Below are 18,587 nucleotides of genomic sequence, written 5' to 3'. Positions count from 1 at the left end.
CTTAGCCCCCTAATTTAGATTTATCGCGCACAGCACCTTTATCAGCACTGGTTGCTAAAGAGGCATAAGCACGTAAAGCAAAAGAGACTTGGCGCTGTCTATCTTGTGGTGTCCACGCTTTATCACCACGAGCATTTTGTGCATCACGACGTGCAGATAACGTTTTATCATCTACCTTTAATGAGATCTCACGAGTTGGAATATTGATAGAGACAATATCACCTTCTTCTACTAAACCAATTACACCACCACTTGCTGCTTCAGGTGAAACATGACCGATAGATAAGCCAGATGTTCCCCCAGAGAAACGTCCGTCAGTGATAAGTGCGCAAGCTTTACCTAATCCCATTGATTTTAAATATGAGGTTGGATACAGCATCTCTTGCATACCTGGCCCACCTTTAGGACCTTCATAGCGAATAATGACCACATCGCCTGCCACTACTTTTCCACCTAAGATGGCCTCAACAGCATCATCTTGGCTTTCATATACTTTTGCAGGACCGCTAAAAATCAAGTTATCTTCATCAACACCCGCAGTTTTAACAATACAGCCATCTTCTGCTAAGTTACCTGATAACACGGCCAATCCACCATCTTGGCTATAAGCATGTTCTTTACTGCGGATACACCCGTTTTCACGATCGGTATCTAAGGTTGGCCAACGGCAATTTTGAGAGAATGCCTTCGTGGTACGAATACCCGCAGGACCTGCTTGGAACATCGATTTTACTTGCTCATCTTGCGTTAACATCACGTCATATTGCGCTAATGTTTCTGGCAAGCTTAGCCCTAAGATATTATCCACATTACGGTTAAGTAATCCGGCTCTGTCTAATTCACCTAAAATACCCATAACTCCACCTGCACGGTGAACATCTTCCATATGATATTTTTGTGTACTTGGTGCCACTTTACATAAATGAGGGACTTGGCGAGAAAGTCTGTCGATATCTTCCATGGTGAAGTCAACCTCACCTTCTTGTGCAGCAGCTAATAAATGCAGAACCGTATTTGTCGAGCCACCCATTGCAATATCTAATATCATCGCATTTTCAAAGGCTTCTTTTTTAGCGATATTGCGCGGTAATGCGGACTCATCATCTTTTTCATAATAACGCTTGGTTAATTCAACAATTCGCTTACCTGCGTTGATAAACAGCGTTTCACGATCTGCGTGTGTTGCTAATAATGAGCCATTTCCGGGTTGAGATAATCCCAGAGCTTCGGTTAAACAGTTCATGGAGTTTGCGGTAAACATACCTGAACACGATCCGCAAGTCGGACAAGCAGATCGTTCAATTTGCTCACTATCCGCATCGCTAACATTTGGATTCGCCCCTTGGATCATGGCATCAACCAGATCCAATTTGATCAGTTGATCTGAAAGCTTCGTTTTACCTGCTTCCATAGGGCCACCCGAAACAAAAATAACAGGAATATTTAAGCGTAAAGACGCCATTAACATTCCTGGGGTGATCTTGTCGCAGTTTGAGATACACACCATCGCATCAGCACAGTGCGCATTAACCATATATTCAACAGAGTCTGCGATAAGTTCACGCGATGGCAAAGAATAAAGCATGCCACCGTGCCCCATTGCGATACCGTCATCAACAGCAATAGTATTAAATTCTTTAGCGACACCACCAGCAGCTTCAATTTGCTCAGCAACCAGTTTTCCTAAATCCCGCAGATGCACATGACCCGGTACAAATTGCGTAAATGAGTTCACAACAGCGATAATGGGTTTACCAAAATCAGCATCAGTCATTCCCGTTGCGCGCCATAAGGCACGGGCTCCCGCCATATTACGACCGTGTGTCGTTGTCGCTGAACGGTATTTAGGCATTTTTCACACTCCTGCGATAAAGAAAGCGAGTAGGGAACGAGCTACCCGCTAAACAAATTTATTTGATTATGTTTATGAATTGATTGGATCTAACCAGCCGTATTTATCTTCTGTCTCACCTGTGAACAGACCAAAGAACGCCTTTTGAATTGCTTTGGTCACAGGGCCACAACGTCCGATACCGACTTGAATACCATCAACACTACGTACTGGGGTTATCTCTGCGGCTGTACCTGACATAAAGACTTCATCTGCAAGATAAAGTGATTCACGGGAAAGGACTTGTTCACGCACTTCATAACCGAGATCTTTTGCTAATTTGATAATGGCATCACGCGTGATCCCCGGTAGTGCTGATGAAGTAAATGGGGGTGTAAAAATAACACCGTCTTTTACTTCAAATAGGTTTTCACCTGCCCCTTCTGATAAATAACCATGCACATCTAATGCAATCCCTTCTTGATAACCATGACGGCGAGCTTCGCTTCCCACTAATAGTGAAGATAAATAGTTGCCACCCGCTTTTGCTGCTGTTGGAATAGTATTTGGTGCAGCACGATGCCAAGAAGAAACCATTGCATCAATACCTTTATCTAACGCTTCTTCACCGAGGTAAGCTCCCCATGGAAATGCGGCAATGATCACATCTGTTTTATAACCTGCTGGCGGATTAACACCCATACCGACATCACCAATAAAAACTAATGGGCGAATATAAGCACTGACTAATTTGTTTTTACGTAAGGTTTCACGACAGGCTTCCATTAACTCATCAACACTTTGCTCAACAGGCATACGATAAATTTTTGCTGAATCATGTAAACGTTGCATGTGTTCACGATGGCGAAAGACCACAGGTCCTTTATGAGAATCATAACAACGCACACCTTCAAACACAGAGGTTCCATAATGTAATGCATGAGACATAACATGAACTTTTGCCTCAGCCCAAGGAACCATTTCACCGTTAAACCAAATATAATCAGCTTGCTTTGTCATTCTTTTATCCTTACATGGCACTTAGTGCATTCATGAATCGTAATTTTTCTTTCTGTTGATGTGATACTTGAATACCTGCAACATCAGCTAATTTTTTTAACTGGCTGCACAGAAGTTCTAATGGTCGCTGACTACTCACTGTCAGGCTTAAATTGATATTATTACTTTCAGTGATATTCATATTCATTGAGCAGATATGAAAACCACGATGACGAATAACTCTCAGGATACGTTCTAAGATCTCTGGACAAAAACGGGCTTCAATTGTGATATTGTGTTGGTTCATTTTGATTTCTCCATCATCTCATCATTACTTGCGCCCGGCGGGACTAAAGGCCAGACATTTTCTGCATCATCGATAGATACCTGTAATAAGTAAGGGCCATCGCTCTCTAATAAACATTTTATTGCATCAGCAACCTGTGCTTTTTCTGTGATGCGTTGCCCAGGGATATCAAAAGCTTTTGCTAAGGCAACAAAGTCTGGATTATCTGTTAAAATCGTTTCGCTATAACGTTGTTCAAAAAACAACTCTTGCCATTGACGAACCATACCAAGACGTTGGTTATCTAATAGCACCAATTTGATAGGTAATTGCTTACGCTTAATTGTGCCCAATTCCTGCACATTCATCATAAAAGAGCCATCACCAGACACACAGATAACACATGCATCAGGTCTAGCAATTTGAGCGCCCACTGCTGCTGGGATACCAAATCCCATGGTGCCTAAACCACTTGAGGTGATAAAGTTTTCAGGTGCATCAAATGTCATATGTTGTGCCGACCACATTTGATGTTGGCCTACATCTGTTGTCACAATCGTATTTTCAGGTTTCGCATCTGATAATTGTTTTAATAATAATGGGGCATAAATTGCGGAGCCTGGATGATCGTAACGCCACGCGTGTTCGGCTTTTAATTCTTGTACTTCTTGTTGCCAAGCAGCGATAGATAATGGCTGAGACAAAGCAGGTAACAACACTTTCGCATCACCTAATAACGCCACATGCGCTTGTTTCAATTTATTTAATTCTGCATAGTCGATATCGATATGGATAACCTTGGCATTAGGTGCAAAAGTATTTAATCGCCCAGTAACGCGATCATCAAAACGTGCACCAACAGCGATTAATAAATCACTACGCTGAACAGCATAATTTGCCGCTTTAGTGCCATGCATACCTAACATGCCTAAATAGTTAGCATCTAATGCATCGGCACAGCCTAACCCTTTTAAAGTGGAAACAACGGGCATTTCTGTTTGCTTCACAAATGCTCTTAACGTTTCCACTGCATTGCTCATGGCAACACCACCACCTACATACAAAATCGGTTTTTGTGCCTTCGCTAACATCTGCTTAGCTTGAGTTAACTCTTGTGTTGGATAAGAAAATTCTTGCTCTTCTGGTAATTCATAGTTTGATAAATGGGAAGCATCCGCCAATTGAACATCTTTAGGAATATCAATTAAAACAGGGCCAGGGCGACCTTGAGATGCGATAGAGAATGCCTCTGATAACACTCTTGGTAATTCATCAACCGTCGAAACTAAAAAGCTATGTTTCGTACACGCCAATGAAAGACCTAAAACGTCAATTTCTTGGAATGCATCAGTACCAATTAAATTGGAAGCAACTTGCCCAGTGATAGCAACAACAGGCACAGAATCTAACAATGCATCAGCAAGTCCAGTGATGACATTAGTAGCGCCTGGGCCTGATGTCGCGATACAAATACCTGTCGTACCCGTAGAGCGAGCAAAACCAATAGCAGCAATTGCAGCACCTTGTTCATGGCGACATAAAACATGTTCAACACCACCATCATAAAGGGCATCGTAAACAGGCATGATAGCACCGCCAGGATAACCAAAGACTGTTTCGACTTGATGTTTTCGTAATGCCTGTACTAACCACTGTGCTCCATTCATTCTTTCACCCTGCCGTCTTAACTTCTTGTTTAATTTGAATTTATTTTCTATTTAATCTTTTTTCAAACTTAGGCTCAAAAAAAACCCCCGCGCCTTTCGGTGCGGGGGTTTTTAAGAGATCCGGCTAGTTTAGTTAGCCTTTCTTCGTCCTAGTGCAGCCCCGCACGGTGGGTTAATAATCACCACCACGCTGACAATAATTAGGCTAATCACTAGGACGATAGTATTCATAGTTTTATAACTTCTTTTCTTATTTAAAATGTATGTTTGTAATGTTGTGTTGTGTTTTCTTTCACTCTGTCCTTTTAGAGTTATCATGATATTTTAGAATTGACAATGTTTATTTTAAAAATAATTATAACATGATGAATTTTATATGTTTTTTTATACCACAAACACCAATTAGAACATTCATCTATAAAATATTTATTTTTCAGTTATTAATACCAAGAAAGAACGCGTTATTTTGTTTTTTCTGCTATTGCATTTTATTATTCCAAGTTAAAAAACAATGATACTTTTCATTATATTTATATTAATTTATTAAATTAATCATTTAAAAAATTAATCATTATATTTCAAAATGTTATATTATTTTCGAAATATCTCGCATTTATTTAACTCTTCATTTAACACAAAAGAAAAAATAATTTAAAAAGAAAAAAATAATGGAGAATAAAAAATGGCATTAGCAATAATATATACGCGTGCCTCTTTAGGAATATCAGCTCCGCTTATTACTATCGAGGCTCATATTAGTCAGGGATTACCTGGATTAACATTAGTTGGATTACCTGAAACTGTCGTAAAAGAAGCAAAAGATAGAGTAAGGAGTGCATTAATTAATAGCGGATATACTTATCCTGCAAAAAGAATAACGATTAATCTTTCACCTGCCGATTTACCTAAAGAAGGTGCCCGTTATGATTTACCTATTGCACTAGCAATACTCATTGCATCAGAACAATTAATATCAAATAAATTAGAGTGTTATGAATTTATTGGAGAACTTGCACTTTCTGGAAAATTACAACGAGTTAATGCAGTTATTCCATCAATTCTTAGTGCATCAAAAGATCATCGAATATGTATTGTATCAACAGAACATCAAACTGAAGTTTCATTATTACCCAATAAATCGGCTTTATTAGCCTCTCATCTTTTAGAGATTTGTCATCATCTAGAAAATAATACGCCATTAATTGAAACAGAAAGTTTTATTATTAATGATGAAATTGAAAATCAAAATAATAAAGATATGAGCGATATAATTGGTCAAAATAATGCAAAAAGGGCAGCGGAAATCACAGCCGCAGGAAATCACAACATTTTATTTCTTGGGCCACCAGGAACAGGCAAAACAATGTTAGCACAAAGAATAAGTACGCTTCTTCCGCCTTTAACTGCTAAAGAAGCACTTGATGTATTAATCATTAGTAGCTTAAGAGGAGTGACATTTGATGAAAAAAAGTGGCCTACAAGACCATTTAGAGCTCCACATCATACTTCCTCTGCTGTTGCTTTAACGGGAGGAGGCTCTCTTCCTAAACCTGGAGAAATTACATTAGCACATCACGGTATTTTATTTTTAGATGAATTACCAGAATTCGAGCGCCGAGTACTCGATGCATTACGTGAACCTCTAGATGCTAGGGAAATTACTATTTCACGCGCAAAAGCCAAAATAAGCTACCCTGCCAATGTATTATTGGTCGGTGCATTAAATCCAAGCCCAACAGGACATTATCAAGGTAATCACAATCGAGTACCAATAAAGCAAATCCTACGCTATTTAAGCAAGGTTTCTGGACCTTTTTTAGATAGGTTTGATTTATCTGTCGAAATGCCACTTCTTCCCCAAGGCGCGCTTATTCATCCTACATTTACCACAGAAAATAGTACGACAATTAGAGAACGTGTTCTAAAGGCAAGAGAAAGACAATTTGCACGATGTGGAAAAGTGAATACTTATTTAACTGGAAAAGAGATCGAATGCTATTGCTCATTGAATACCAGTGATGCAACTTTTCTTGAAGATACACTTAATAAATTAGGATTATCGATACGAGCTTGGCATAAAATTTTAAGAGTATCGAGGACTATTGCAGATCTTGCAAATGAAGAGAAAATACAGCGAAATCATTTAATTGAAGCATTAAGCTTTCGTGCAATGGATAGATTAATGATCTATTTACAAAAACAACTAGATGGGTAATAAAAAGGAGCGAAAAAACGCTCCTTTTGACTAAAACTAATGATATTAATCATCAGAGTCGGTATAGTCATCAGATGGATCGAGCTGCGGCTTTCCACCCGATAATGTATGAAAACGTTTTGGACGACTTATACGACTCGTATATTTCTTCCAAATTTTTTCTTCAACCGTTGCTGCTTCTCGTTCGCCACGACACATGGCAACAAATAATTTTTCCGCTTCAGTTGTAGGCTCTCGTTTACCTAAATCAAGCTCGTTAAAGGCTTGACCATGACGTTCCAATATCTGGGATTCCTTGATAGTGAAATCGCCATGACGAGAAAAACCACGCGGATAATGTTTATTGTCAAAAAAACGATTAGTCGTGATAAAACTTTCTGCCATCTGACACACTCCTAATTCTCTATCATCATACTTATGGCGCGGAGTATTAGATAGTCATGCGGTTCTGTAAAACAAAATATTTAAATCGTAACGACAAATTTTTTTGGAGATATATGTGGATACCGAATTACTGAAAACCTTTTTGGAAGTCAGTAAGACTAGACACTTTGGGCGAGCCGCTGAATCTCTTTATTTAACTCAGTCTGCGGTTAGTTTTAGAATACGACAACTGGAAACACAATTAGGCACAAATCTATTTACTCGCCATCGTAATAATATTCGTCTAACTGTCGCTGGTGAAAGGCTGATCCCTTATGCTGAATCGTTAATGAATACATGGCTTCTCGCTAAAAAAGAGATTAGCCATGCTTCTCAACATTCAGAGCTATCAATTGGCGCCACAGCATCACTCTGGGAAGCATATCTGACATCTTGGTTGCAGGAATCTTATCTAGAAAGAGAAGAGCTCAGAATCGAATCTAGAGTCTCTACAAGGCAATCTCTTGTAAAACAACTTCATGCAAGAGAGCTCGATCTTCTTTTTACGACTGAAGCACCAAAAATGGATGAATTAGAAAGTAAAATTATTGGCGATATTACTTTTCAGTTGATGAAAATAGCATCAAATAAAAACGAAGAAATAGCACAATTTATCAAAATTGAATGGAGTGCTGATTTTCAGCCTTTTCTTTCTAATGGTGCAGTGCAAAAAATTGATCCTATTTTAACCACTAACTCTGCAATGATCGCTTATCAGTTAATGAAAACAACGCAAGCAGTTGCATTTTTACCTACGCATTGGCTAGATCTCTATTCAGATCTAGCCCCTGCCTCAACAGAAATTATTCAAAAACCTTTATTCGCGGTTTGGCTAAATACGAGTGATCAACAAGTATTGATACAACAGCTATTAAAACAGCCGATAAATCATCAATAAAGCTTAAATCCACGCTATAGTTATTCATGATATTAACGAATCACTCTTGGGTTTAAGCTTCATCTCTAGAATTTTTATTACATATAACAGGGAATATTACTGATAGATATTGGTAAAAGAGGCTCATTGGTAGGCTAGTCGGTGGGAATTTAGTGCAGTAAATATTGAAAATATACAGATAACAAAAAGCCCAGTTAATTAACTGGGCTACAAAGAAGTATAAATTTTGTTATTACTTAATTGGTAACTGGCAGGGGCGGAGAGGCTCGAACTCCCAACACCCGGTTTTGGAGACCGGTGCTCTACCAATTGAACTACGCCCCTAAATAGTTGGCGGAACGGACGGGACTCGAACCCGCGACCCCCTGCGTGACAGGCAGGTATTCTAACCAACTGAACTACCGCTCCGCGTATTCTTTGCGCGATTAATGTTATTTAACACTAACGCTTTAATTAATGCCTGGCAGTTCCCTACTCTCACATGGGGAGACCCCACACTACCATCGGCGCTACAACGTTTCACTTCTGAGTTCGGCATGGATTCAGGTGGGTCCGCTGCGCTATGGCCGCCAAGCAAATTCGGTATCATTACCCGTTACTGTTGTTTCTTTCTCAGTAACCAGCAATCTCAATCTTAAACAAGCTTACTTCATCGATGTTCGTCTCTCAGACAAAACACCTTCGGTGTTGTCAGGTTAAGCCTCACGGTTCATTAGTACTGGTTAGCTCAACGTATCGCTACGCTTACACACCCAGCCTATCAACGTCTTAGTCTTAAACGTTCCTTTAGGTCACTCTAGGTGACAGGGAAGACTCATCTCGAGGCAAGTTTCCCGCTTAGATGCTTTCAGCGGTTATCTCTTCCGCACTTAGCTACCGGGCAATGCCATTGGCATGACAACCCGAACACCAGTGGTGCGTTCACTCCGGTCCTCTCGTACTAGGAGCAACCCCTCTCAATCTTCCAACGCCCACGGCAGATAGGGACCGAACTGTCTCACGACGTTCTAAACCCAGCTCGCGTACCACTTTAAATGGCGAACAGCCATACCCTTGGGACCTACTTCAGCCCCAGGATGTGATGAGCCGACATCGAGGTGCCAAACACCGCCGTCGATATGAACTCTTGGGCGGTATCAGCCTGTTATCCCCGGAGTACCTTTTATCCGTTGAGCGATGGCCCTTCCATTCAGAACCACCGGATCACTAAGACCTACTTTCGTACCTGCTCGAGCCGTCACTCTCACAGTCAAGCTGGCTTATGCCTTTGCACTAACCGCATGATGTCCGACCATGCTTAGCCAACCTTCGTGCTCCTCCGTTACTCTTTAGGAGGAGACCGCCCCAGTCAAACTACCCACCAGACACGGTCCCCGACCCAGATTATGGGCCTAGGTTAGAACATCAAACGTTAAAGGGTGGTATTTCAAGGTTGACTCCATGCAGACTGGCGTCCACACTTCTAAGTCTCCCACCTATCCTACACATCAAGGCTCAATGTTCAGTGTCAAGCTATAGTAAAGGTTCACGGGGTCTTTCCGTCTTGCCGCGGGTACACTGCATCTTCACAGCGAGTTCAATTTCACTGAGTCTCGGGTGGAGACAGCCTGGCCATCATTACGCCATTCGTGCAGGTCGGAACTTACCCGACAAGGAATTTCGCTACCTTAGGACCGTTATAGTTACGGCCGCCGTTTACTGGGGCTTCGATCAAGAGCTTCTCCTTACGGATAACCCCATCAATTAACCTTCCAGCACCGGGCAGGCGTCACACCGTATACGTCCACTTTCGTGTTTGCACAGTGCTGTGTTTTTAATAAACAGTTGCAGCCAGCTGGTATCTTCGACTGGCTTCGGCTCCGTCCGCAAGGGACTTCACTTACCGCCAGCGTGCCTTCTCCCGAAGTTACGGCACCATTTTGCCTAGTTCCTTCACCCGAGTTCTCTCAAGCGCCTGAGTATTCTCTACCTGACCACCTGTGTCGGTTTGGGGTACGATTGTTGGTAACCTGAAGCTTAGAGGCTTTTCCTGGAAGCAGGGCATCAATTGCTTCACCACCTTAGTGGCTCGTCATCACACCTCAGCATTAAGTGACCGGATTTGCCTAATCACTCTGCCTACATGCTTGAACCGGGACGACCGTCGCCCGGACAACCTAGCCTTCTCCGTTCCCCCATCGCAGTTACCACCAGTACGGGAATATTAACCCGTTTCCCATCGACTACGCTTTTCAGCCTCGCCTTAGGGGTCGACTCACCCTGCCCCGATTAACGTTGGACAGGAACCCTTGGTCTTCCGGCGTGCGGGTTTTTCACCCGCATTATCGTTACTTATGTCAGCATTCGCACTTCTGATACCTCCAGCATGCCTCACAGCACACCTTCACAGGCTTACAGAACGCTCCCCTACCCAACAATATTTACATATCGCTGCCGCAGCTTCGGTGCATAGTTTAGCCCCGTTACATCTTCCGCGCAGGCCGACTCGACCAGTGAGCTATTACGCTTTCTTTAAATGATGGCTGCTTCTAAGCCAACATCCTGGCTGTCTGAGCCTTCCCACTTCGTTTCCCACTTAACTATGACTTTGGGACCTTAGCTGGCGGTCTGGGTTGTTTCCCTCTTCACGACGAACGTTAGCACCCGCCGTGTGTCTCCCGTGATAACATTCTTCGGTATTCGTAGTTTGCATCGAGTTGGTAAGTCGGGATGACCCCCTAGTCGAAACAGTGCTCTACCCCCGAAGATGAGTTCACGAGGCGCTACCTAAATAGCTTTCGGGGAGAACCAGCTATCTCCCGGTTTGATTGGCCTTTCACCCCCATCCACAAGTCATCCGCTAATTTTTCAACATTAGTCGGTTCGGTCCTCCAGTTAGTGTTACCCAACCTTCAACCTGCCCATGGATAGATCACCGGGTTTCGGGTCTATACCCTGCAACTCATTCGCCCAGTTAAGACTCGGTTTCCCTACGGCTCCCCTATTCGGTTAACCTTGCTACAGAATATAAGTCGCTGACCCATTATACAAAAGGTACGCAGTCACCTCACGAAGAGGCTCCTACTGCTTGTACGTACACGGTTTCAGGTTCTTTTTCACTCCCCTCGCCGGGGTTCTTTTCGCCTTTCCCTCACGGTACTGGTTCACTATCGGTCAATCAGGAGTATTTAGCCTTGGAGGATGGTCCCCCCATATTCAGACAGGATAACACGTGTCCCGCCCTACTCGTCGAGTTCACAATAACAGCATCTTCAGATACGGGGCTATCACCCTTTACTGCCGGACTTTCCAGACCGTTCTCCTGATGCTGCTATTGATTAAGACTCTGGGCTGTTCCCCGTTCGCTCGCCGCTACTAGGGGAATCTCGGTTGATTTCTTTTCCTCGGGGTACTGAGATGTTTCAGTTCTCCCGGTTCGCTTCATTAACCTATGTATTCAGTTAATGATAATATCCATTGGATATTGGGTTTCCCCATTCGGAAATCGTCGGGTATAACGGTTCATATCACCTTACCGACGCTTATCGCAGATTAGCACGTCCTTCATCGCCTCTGATTGCCTAGGCATCCACCGTGTACGCTTATTCGCTTAACCTCACAACCCGAAGGTGTTTCTCTCGAAGACGACTTTAAAGGTCATGGCTACACAAGCATCAATTCGTTGTTGGGCAGTGCTCGTAATGCTCACATACTTATGTATGCTGCGCTTACTGCGCGCTGTCCGCCTAGAATTGCTGTTGCTCGCTCATGACACTCGCCTTGGAGTATCACACATTCAAGGTCTGAGATTTTGAGAGACTCATCAATATACCTCGGTGATATATTGATTTGTTTTCAATTTTTCAGCTTGTTCCAGATTGTTAAAGAGCATAATAGGTAAAATAACTCATGCGAATTATCTTAACTATTCTCTGATTCTCATCAGACTATAGTGTGGTACGCCTTTCACTCATACCGCGCAATTGGCGTCCCCTAGGGGATTCGAACCCCTGTTACCGCCGTGAAAGGGCGGTGTCCTAGGCCTCTAGACGAAGGGGACTTCAGTCAGCTTCGCAGACGCGCTTTTGCTCGTTCTTCATCAGACAATCTGTGTGAGCACTGCACATAACACGTATCTCTTAGGTAAGGAGGTGATCCAACCGCAGGTTCCCCTACGGTTACCTTGTTACGACTTCACCCCAGTCATGAATCACAAAGTGGTAAGCGCCCTCCCGAAGGTTAAGCTACCTACTTCTTTTGCAACCCACTCCCATGGTGTGACGGGCGGTGTGTACAAGGCCCGGGAACGTATTCACCGTAGCATTCTGATCTACGATTACTAGCGATTCCGACTTCATGGAGTCGAGTTGCAGACTCCAATCCGGACTACGACAGACTTTATGAGTTCCGCTTGCTCTCGCGAGGTCGCTTCTCTTTGTATCTGCCATTGTAGCACGTGTGTAGCCCTACTCGTAAGGGCCATGATGACTTGACGTCATCCCCACCTTCCTCCGGTTTATCACCGGCAGTCTCCTTTGAGTTCCCGCCATCACGCGCTGGCAACAAAGGATAAGGGTTGCGCTCGTTGCGGGACTTAACCCAACATTTCACAACACGAGCTGACGACAGCCATGCAGCACCTGTCTCAGCGTTCCCGAAGGCACTCCTCTATCTCTAAAGGATTCGCTGGATGTCAAGAGTAGGTAAGGTTCTTCGCGTTGCATCGAATTAAACCACATGCTCCACCGCTTGTGCGGGCCCCCGTCAATTCATTTGAGTTTTAACCTTGCGGCCGTACTCCCCAGGCGGTCGATTTAACGCGTTAGCTCCGGAAGCCACTCCTCAAGGGAACAACCTCCAAATCGACATCGTTTACAGCGTGGACTACCAGGGTATCTAATCCTGTTTGCTCCCCACGCTTTCGCACCTGAGCGTCAGTCTTTGTCCAGGGGGCCGCCTTCGCCACCGGTATTCCTCCACATCTCTACGCATTTCACCGCTACACATGGAATTCTACCCCCCTCTACAAGACTCTAGCTGACCAGTCTTAGATGCCATTCCCAGGTTAAGCCCGGGGATTTCACATCTAACTTAATCAACCGCCTGCGTGCGCTTTACGCCCAGTAATTCCGATTAACGCTTGCACCCTCCGTATTACCGCGGCTGCTGGCACGGAGTTAGCCGGTGCTTCTTCTGTTGGTAACGTCAATCGCTGATGATATTAGCATCAACGCCTTCCTCCCAACTGAAAGTACTTTACAACCCTAAGGCCTTCTTCATACACGCGGCATGGCTGCATCAGGCTTGCGCCCATTGTGCAATATTCCCCACTGCTGCCTCCCGTAGGAGTCTGGGCCGTGTCTCAGTCCCAGTGTGGCTGATCATCCTCTCAGACCAGCTAGAGATCGTCGCCTAGGTGAGCCATTACCTCACCTACTAGCTAATCCCATATGGGTTCATCCGATAGCGCAAGGTCCGAAGAGCCCCTGCTTTGGTCCATAGACGTCATGCGGTATTAGCTACCGTTTCCAGTAGTTATCCCCCTCTATCGGGCAGATCCCCATACATTACTCACCCGTCCGCCGCTCGTCAGCAAGAAAGCAAGCTTTCTCCTGTTACCGCTCGACTTGCATGTGTTAGGCCTGCCGCCAGCGTTCAATCTGAGCCATGATCAAACTCTTCAATTAAAAGTGTTTGATGCTCAAAGAAATCGAAAACTTAGCTATTCATAAATGAATTTACTTTTGTTGTTCACTCTTCAAGACTTGATACATCTAATATTTTAGAAGATATCGCCTCTGCGAGTGCCCACACAGATTGTCTGATAATTTGTTAAAGAGCAGTGCAACATTCGCTGCCGTTTCCGGTCTTCTGCGCTGTTGCGAGGAGGCGTATATTACGTTATTCCTCTGAAGAGTCAAGAGTTTTTTCAAACTTTTTTCTTTTCTCTTCACCGTCCTGCGTGGCTTGTTGTTTGCTCATCGCCGGTCAGTGGATGCGCATTATAGGGAGATCTCGGATTAGCGCAAGTGTTTATTTCAATTTTTTTTCTGTTCGTTCTCTTTTTGAACTTTACGTCTATTTTTGATACGGAAAACATCTTTTGTGTGTAAAAAATATACGCTTTATCTTGTTATTGTCTATTCGGTATATTCTATCAATCACACTCTATTGCTCTACTTTCTCTTTTATTATCGTTTTTTATAGTCATGCATCATAAAAATCATTGCTCTCGCCAGCCCACCTCATCCACTGCTATGCTTTTCTTATTATAAAGTGAAACCAAGTACGAGGGTAAATTATGGGGAAATCAACAATCAGGAATTACTTACACCTTTCACCTTCTATTGATAAAGATGTTTTTATTGATGAAACAGCAACTGTGATTGGAGATGTACGTATTAGTGAAGATGTCAGTATTTGGCCTATGGTTGTTATTCGTGGTGATGTGAATTACGTAAGTATTGGGAAAAGATCAAATATTCAAGATGGTTCGGTTCTTCATGTCACTCACATCTCATCCAATGATCCTGAAGGTTTTCCTCTTATTATTGGTGATAACGTTACTGTGGGGCACAAAGCAATGCTACACGGGTGCACAATCGGAGATCGTGTTTTAGTAGGAATGGGTTCTATTTTACTTGATGGTGCAATTATTGAAGATGATGTAATGATTGGTGCAGGTAGTTTAGTTCCACCCGGAAAGCGGCTTGAAAGCGGTTTTCTTTACTTAGGAAGTCCAGTGAAAAAAGTTCGTCCACTTTCACCCGCAGAAATAGAGCACTTTATCTATTCTGCGAATAATTATGTTGGGTGGAAAAATAACTATCTAGCCACTTATCAATCTGCCATTGATAAAGAATAGATCGGATGAAGAGTTGATAACTCATGCACTGTTACCAACTCTTCAAATTCTTCTTCAATATCCCAGCGATTTTGTTTAAATAATAAAATTCCCTCACCATTACCAAAACGCTCTATAAGCTCTTGCTCTGTAATTTGACAATCAAAAAGCATTCCGTTGATCATTATAGGAAAAAGAACTTTCCTACTCTCAGCTAGCCATATTTCACGATCTGGAAATTGAATGGATTGGTTCATTTATTCAATCTTTCTCTTAATACATTAAGGACGGGGTTAATATCTGGTACAAGTTCATACCACAATTCAAATGCATAAGCCGCTTGCCCTACTAACATACCTAATCCATCTGATAAACGCGTACTTCCATGTTTCAACGCGTTATATAGAAATGAAGTCATTCCAGTTTGATAATAAAGGTCATAGCACGCTGTTTCAAAGCCATAAACATCATTAGGTATCGGTGGTAAATCATTAGTCATACTAGATGCAGATGCATTTATAATTAAATCGTAATGTTTATCAGCAACATCTTCAGCAGCCATTGCTCTGATCGTTCCAAATTGACTAAACTCTTTTACTAATTGCTCGGCTTTAGCAAATGTGCGATTGGTTAAAGTAATATCACAATCATAATCAAGTAGTGGAAGTAGTATTCCTCTTGTTGCGCCACCAGCACCAATAACTAAGACGGATTTAACCTTATTAGGCACGATAAAATCGAGCCTCGCTAAATCTAGAATAAGTCCTTGCCCATCAGTGTTATCACCAAGAAGTGATCCATCGTCTAATTTAACTATAGAGTTAACTGCGCCACATGCTTTTGCTCTATCTGTTAATTTATCCACAAAGCGGAATGCATCTTCTTTAAAAGGAACAGTAACATTAGCACCTCGCCCCCCATTAGAAAAAAAATGTGAGGCGGTTTTATTAAATTCACCTAAAGGAACAAGTAAGCGTCCATAGCCATACTCTATTCCTGTTTGTTTTGAAAAAAATTGGTGAATGAAAGGAGACTGACTATGCTCGATAGGGTTTCCCATCACTAAATATTTTTCCATCACAATCACCCTTGTCGGTACAATTCACCTGTTAAGGCATCTCGGATTTCAGAAGGATTCTGTCTACCTCCAACATTCCCTTCAACGATCGGAATTGTATCCTCAAATTGTTTTCTTACTTCTTCAACTGTACGACATGGTGGCAATCCACTTAAGTTAGCACTCGTTGAAACTAAAGGTTTTCCATAAGCTAAACATAACTCTTTAACAACTGAGTGGTCTGTTACTCTCACGGCTAAAGAAGCAAATTTTCCAGTTAACCACTTTGGCGTCGTTGATTTAGCAGGAATAACCCATGTAATTGGTCCTGGCCAAGATGCAAACATTCTGTCTCGTTGAGTTTGTGTTAATGCACTATCATCAATATAAGGTTTCAATTGCTCATAATTATCAGCAATTAAAATTAGCCCTTTTTCAATTGAACGTTGTTTTAACATTAATAGTGCCATAACAGCATGCTCGCTATCAGGATCACAACCTACCCCAAATACAGCTTCTGTTGGATATGCGATAACTTTATTATTTTTTAATGCTTCTATAATAGTATTGCTTACAGGTGATGCTTCGTTATTCATGTTCTTCTCTTTTTGTTTGTTGCTTTCCACATAATTTGCTGGCGCACACCAATCTTACTCCTTGAGAAGACCTTTTTTCCATCAATAATGGATAGTGGCAATATTCGCATTCACCATTAACAGGTTTGTTATTTAATACAAATTGGCATTCTGGATATTGGTTACAAGCATAAAATGTCTTACCAAACCTAGACTTACGTTGTAATAGCCTCCCTTTTTCACATTGAGGGCAAGGTATAACAGTTTCATCAGGTTTATCAATTTGCTCTATATGTTCACACTCAGGATAATTGCTACAACCAATAAACATCCCAAATTTACCCTGACGTAAAACTAAATCAGCACCACAGCACTTACAAGGTTGTCCTTCTAGGACTTTGATAATTTGCCCATCACCTTGTGGTTTCAGTGTTTTAATATAGTGGCAATCAGGATAAGCAGAGCATCCTAAAAAAGGGCCATGTCCTCCATTTTTCATCACTAATGCGCTACCACATTCAGGGCATTTTCCCTGTTCAGGTTGCTGTGTAAACGGCATATTCTTTGCCATTGTTTTACCTCATTACACTTATTCCAATCGAGTATAGCCACCAGCCACAATAGCGACTTTTTCAATAAGCTCAAGTTCTAATAAAAGAGGAGCTAATTCAGAAGTTGATAATCCACTATCCTGAGCAATGATATCAATAGGTACTGTTTTATTAAAACGTAGAAAAGGCAATATCACATCCATTGCGTGTTGTTGTTCTGGTGTAAGTTGCTCTGTTTTCGCCTCTCGTTTTTCATTATTGGTAAACGTTGTATATTCATCTGTTATTATTTTTTGTTGATACTCATTATCACAAGTAAGCCACTGCAAAGAGCTATTTAAATATTCCAGAATATCTTCAGGTGAAGATGCTAAATTTGCACCTTGCTTAATAAGCTGGTGATTACCTTCAAAATGAGCATCTCCTAATAATCCAGGTAACACAAACAACTCTTTACCTTGTTGCAAAGCATAATTTGCTGTTATTAAAGAACCGCTTTTAATTCCTGCTTCAACAATAAGCAGTGCCGCACTTAGCCCACTAATAATCCGGTTACGTTGAGGAAAATGGCGCGCTAAAGGTGGTGTCATAGGTAAATGTTCAGAAATAATAAGACCAGACTCTTTTATTTGTGTTGCAAGAGTGCGATGAAATGACGGATAAATCTGCTCTAAGCCACTTCCTAGTACAGCAATAGTAATACCATTATTCTTTAATGCACTTCGATGCCCTATACCATCGATACCTTGAGCTAACCCACTTGTAATAGTGAGTTCTTTCTTTACTAATTCCTGTGCAAAATAAGTTGCCCATTTGGAACCATAGGGTGTAGCAACTCGGCTACCAATTAATGCAATTTGTGTGCTTTTTAAATGCTGCCTATTTCCTGCAACAAAAAGCAAAAGTGGCGGTGATGAAATTTGCTTTAATAAAGATGGGTAATCTGAATCTATAATCGTTAATAATGATGATTCGTTTTTATCTAACCACTTTAATGTATCGTTGACAGCATTTGCATGAAGTCTTAAGAATTGATGACTTTGCTGTTCTGACAGACCACAACCTATTAATAGTCTTTGATTTAACTGAGTCAAAGATTGTAGATACCTTGCAATTTGAATCGCTTTATTAATAGGTAGTCTTGAAACAGCATTAAGTCTTATCCATATTTCTCTAGCATCCATGCATTATCCTAATATTGTTTTTAGCAAACAGGGTGAGCGCTAAACACACCAAATACTGTCAATCTAGACAATAAATGT

General features: G+C 42.0%; 14 protein-coding genes, 3 tRNA genes and 3 rRNA genes. 3 read left to right on the top strand and 17 right to left on the bottom strand.

Annotated features, from left to right (window positions below):
- Window position 1 precedes the first annotated feature (1 nt).
- The 5 genes from ilvD to ilvL all read right to left on the bottom strand — a co-directional run bounded on the left by ilvD (window position 2) and on the right by ilvL (window position 5,014).
- Window positions 2–1,852, bottom strand: a complete 1,851-nt coding sequence (gene ilvD / locus F1325_RS00895) for a dihydroxy-acid dehydratase (RefSeq protein ID WP_109372751.1) — start codon at window positions 1,850–1,852, stop codon at window positions 2–4.
- Between the two features lie 72 nt (window positions 1,853–1,924).
- Window positions 1,925–2,851 carry a branched-chain-amino-acid transaminase gene (gene ilvE / locus F1325_RS00890; RefSeq protein WP_069369927.1) on the bottom strand — a complete coding sequence of 309 codons (927 nt, stop codon included), beginning with the start codon at window positions 2,849–2,851 and terminating at the stop codon, window positions 1,925–1,927.
- 10 nt (window positions 2,852–2,861) lie between these two features.
- A complete protein-coding gene (ilvM, locus tag F1325_RS00885; protein ID WP_109372752.1) occupies window positions 2,862–3,137 on the bottom strand; it encodes an acetolactate synthase 2 small subunit in 276 nt (91 codons plus the stop codon).
- Window positions 3,134–4,783: an acetolactate synthase 2 catalytic subunit gene (gene ilvG, locus F1325_RS00880; protein ID WP_109372753.1), complete on the bottom strand. Its 1,650-nt coding sequence runs from the start codon at window positions 4,781–4,783 to the stop codon at window positions 3,134–3,136. The genes ilvM and ilvG overlap by 4 nt, the downstream gene beginning before the upstream one ends.
- Window positions 4,784–4,912: 129 nt before the next feature.
- Window positions 4,913–5,014: an ilv operon leader peptide gene (ilvL, locus tag F1325_RS00875; protein WP_071788577.1), complete on the bottom strand. Its 102-nt coding sequence runs from the start codon at window positions 5,012–5,014 to the stop codon at window positions 4,913–4,915.
- 451 nt (window positions 5,015–5,465) lie between these two features.
- On the opposite strand from ilvL, the gene F1325_RS00870 reads away from it, so the two are divergent.
- Window positions 5,466–6,998, top strand: coding sequence for a YifB family Mg chelatase-like AAA ATPase (locus F1325_RS00870; RefSeq protein WP_160229883.1), 1,533 nt, complete (start codon window positions 5,466–5,468; stop codon window positions 6,996–6,998).
- Between the two features lie 45 nt (window positions 6,999–7,043).
- On the opposite strand, the gene F1325_RS00865 is transcribed toward F1325_RS00870, so the two are convergent.
- On the bottom strand, window positions 7,044–7,382 hold the full coding sequence (locus F1325_RS00865; RefSeq protein WP_036939631.1) for a DUF413 domain-containing protein: 339 nt from the start codon (window positions 7,380–7,382) through the stop codon (window positions 7,044–7,046).
- Window positions 7,383–7,497: 115 nt separating this feature from the next.
- Here F1325_RS00865 and hdfR point away from each other — a divergent pair, with 115 nt between their 5' ends.
- Window positions 7,498–8,319, top strand: a complete 822-nt coding sequence (gene hdfR, locus F1325_RS00860; RefSeq protein WP_109372755.1) for an HTH-type transcriptional regulator HdfR — start codon at window positions 7,498–7,500, stop codon at window positions 8,317–8,319.
- A gap of 248 nt (window positions 8,320–8,567) precedes the next feature.
- On the opposite strand, the gene F1325_RS00855 is transcribed toward hdfR, so the two are convergent.
- The 6 genes from F1325_RS00855 to F1325_RS00830 all read right to left on the bottom strand — a co-directional run bounded on the left by F1325_RS00855 (window position 8,568) and on the right by F1325_RS00830 (window position 13,985).
- Window positions 8,568–8,643: transfer RNA gene (locus F1325_RS00855), tRNA-Trp, on the bottom strand.
- Window positions 8,644–8,650: 7 nt separating this feature from the next.
- Window positions 8,651–8,727: transfer RNA gene (locus tag F1325_RS00850), tRNA-Asp, on the bottom strand.
- A gap of 50 nt (window positions 8,728–8,777) precedes the next feature.
- Window positions 8,778–8,893 (bottom strand): 5S ribosomal RNA (gene rrf / locus F1325_RS00845).
- Window positions 8,894–9,010: 117 nt separating this feature from the next.
- Window positions 9,011–11,914: ribosomal RNA gene (locus tag F1325_RS00840) — 23S ribosomal RNA — on the bottom strand.
- Between the two features lie 368 nt (window positions 11,915–12,282).
- Window positions 12,283–12,358: transfer RNA gene (locus F1325_RS00835), tRNA-Glu, on the bottom strand.
- 84 nt (window positions 12,359–12,442) lie between these two features.
- Window positions 12,443–13,985: ribosomal RNA gene (locus F1325_RS00830) — 16S ribosomal RNA — on the bottom strand.
- The 16S, 23S and 5S rRNA genes sit together here with 3 tRNA genes alongside, the layout of an rRNA operon.
- Before the next feature lie 614 nt (window positions 13,986–14,599).
- Between F1325_RS00830 and F1325_RS00825 the strand changes: the two genes are divergently transcribed.
- A complete protein-coding gene (locus F1325_RS00825) occupies window positions 14,600–15,163 on the top strand; it encodes a gamma carbonic anhydrase family protein (protein WP_109374357.1) in 564 nt (187 codons plus the stop codon).
- Here the strand turns inward: F1325_RS00825 and F1325_RS00820 are convergent.
- Genes F1325_RS00820 through dprA form a run of 5 tightly spaced genes read right to left on the bottom strand, consistent with a single transcriptional unit; the run spans window position 15,139 to window position 18,509 of the window.
- The gene (locus tag F1325_RS00820; RefSeq protein ID WP_109374358.1) at window positions 15,139–15,399 is read right to left on the bottom strand and encodes a DUF1488 domain-containing protein; all 261 of its coding nucleotides are present in this window, start codon (window positions 15,397–15,399) and stop codon (window positions 15,139–15,141) included. The genes F1325_RS00825 and F1325_RS00820 overlap by 25 nt on opposite strands.
- Window positions 15,396–16,220, bottom strand: coding sequence for a shikimate dehydrogenase (aroE, locus tag F1325_RS00815; RefSeq protein WP_109374359.1), 825 nt, complete (start codon window positions 16,218–16,220; stop codon window positions 15,396–15,398). Before aroE ends, F1325_RS00820 begins: the two co-directional genes overlap by 4 nt.
- Before the next feature lie 5 nt (window positions 16,221–16,225).
- Entirely contained in the window at window positions 16,226–16,795 is a 570-nt protein-coding gene (tsaC, locus tag F1325_RS00810) for an L-threonylcarbamoyladenylate synthase type 1 TsaC (RefSeq protein WP_160229882.1), read from the bottom strand.
- Window positions 16,788–17,345, bottom strand: a complete 558-nt coding sequence (locus F1325_RS00805; protein WP_109374361.1) for a topoisomerase DNA-binding C4 zinc finger domain-containing protein — start codon at window positions 17,343–17,345, stop codon at window positions 16,788–16,790. The genes tsaC and F1325_RS00805 overlap by 8 nt, the downstream gene beginning before the upstream one ends.
- A gap of 18 nt (window positions 17,346–17,363) precedes the next feature.
- Window positions 17,364–18,509: a DNA-processing protein DprA gene (gene dprA / locus F1325_RS00800; protein ID WP_160229881.1), complete on the bottom strand. Its 1,146-nt coding sequence runs from the start codon at window positions 18,507–18,509 to the stop codon at window positions 17,364–17,366.
- Between the last annotated feature and the right edge of the window lie 78 nt (window positions 18,510–18,587).

The organism is Proteus columbae, assembly GCF_009914335.1.
GTDB lineage: Bacteria > Pseudomonadota > Gammaproteobacteria > Enterobacterales > Enterobacteriaceae > Proteus.
Note: the sequence above shows the minus strand (reverse complement) of the source record. Positions and strands in the feature narration are given on the sequence as shown.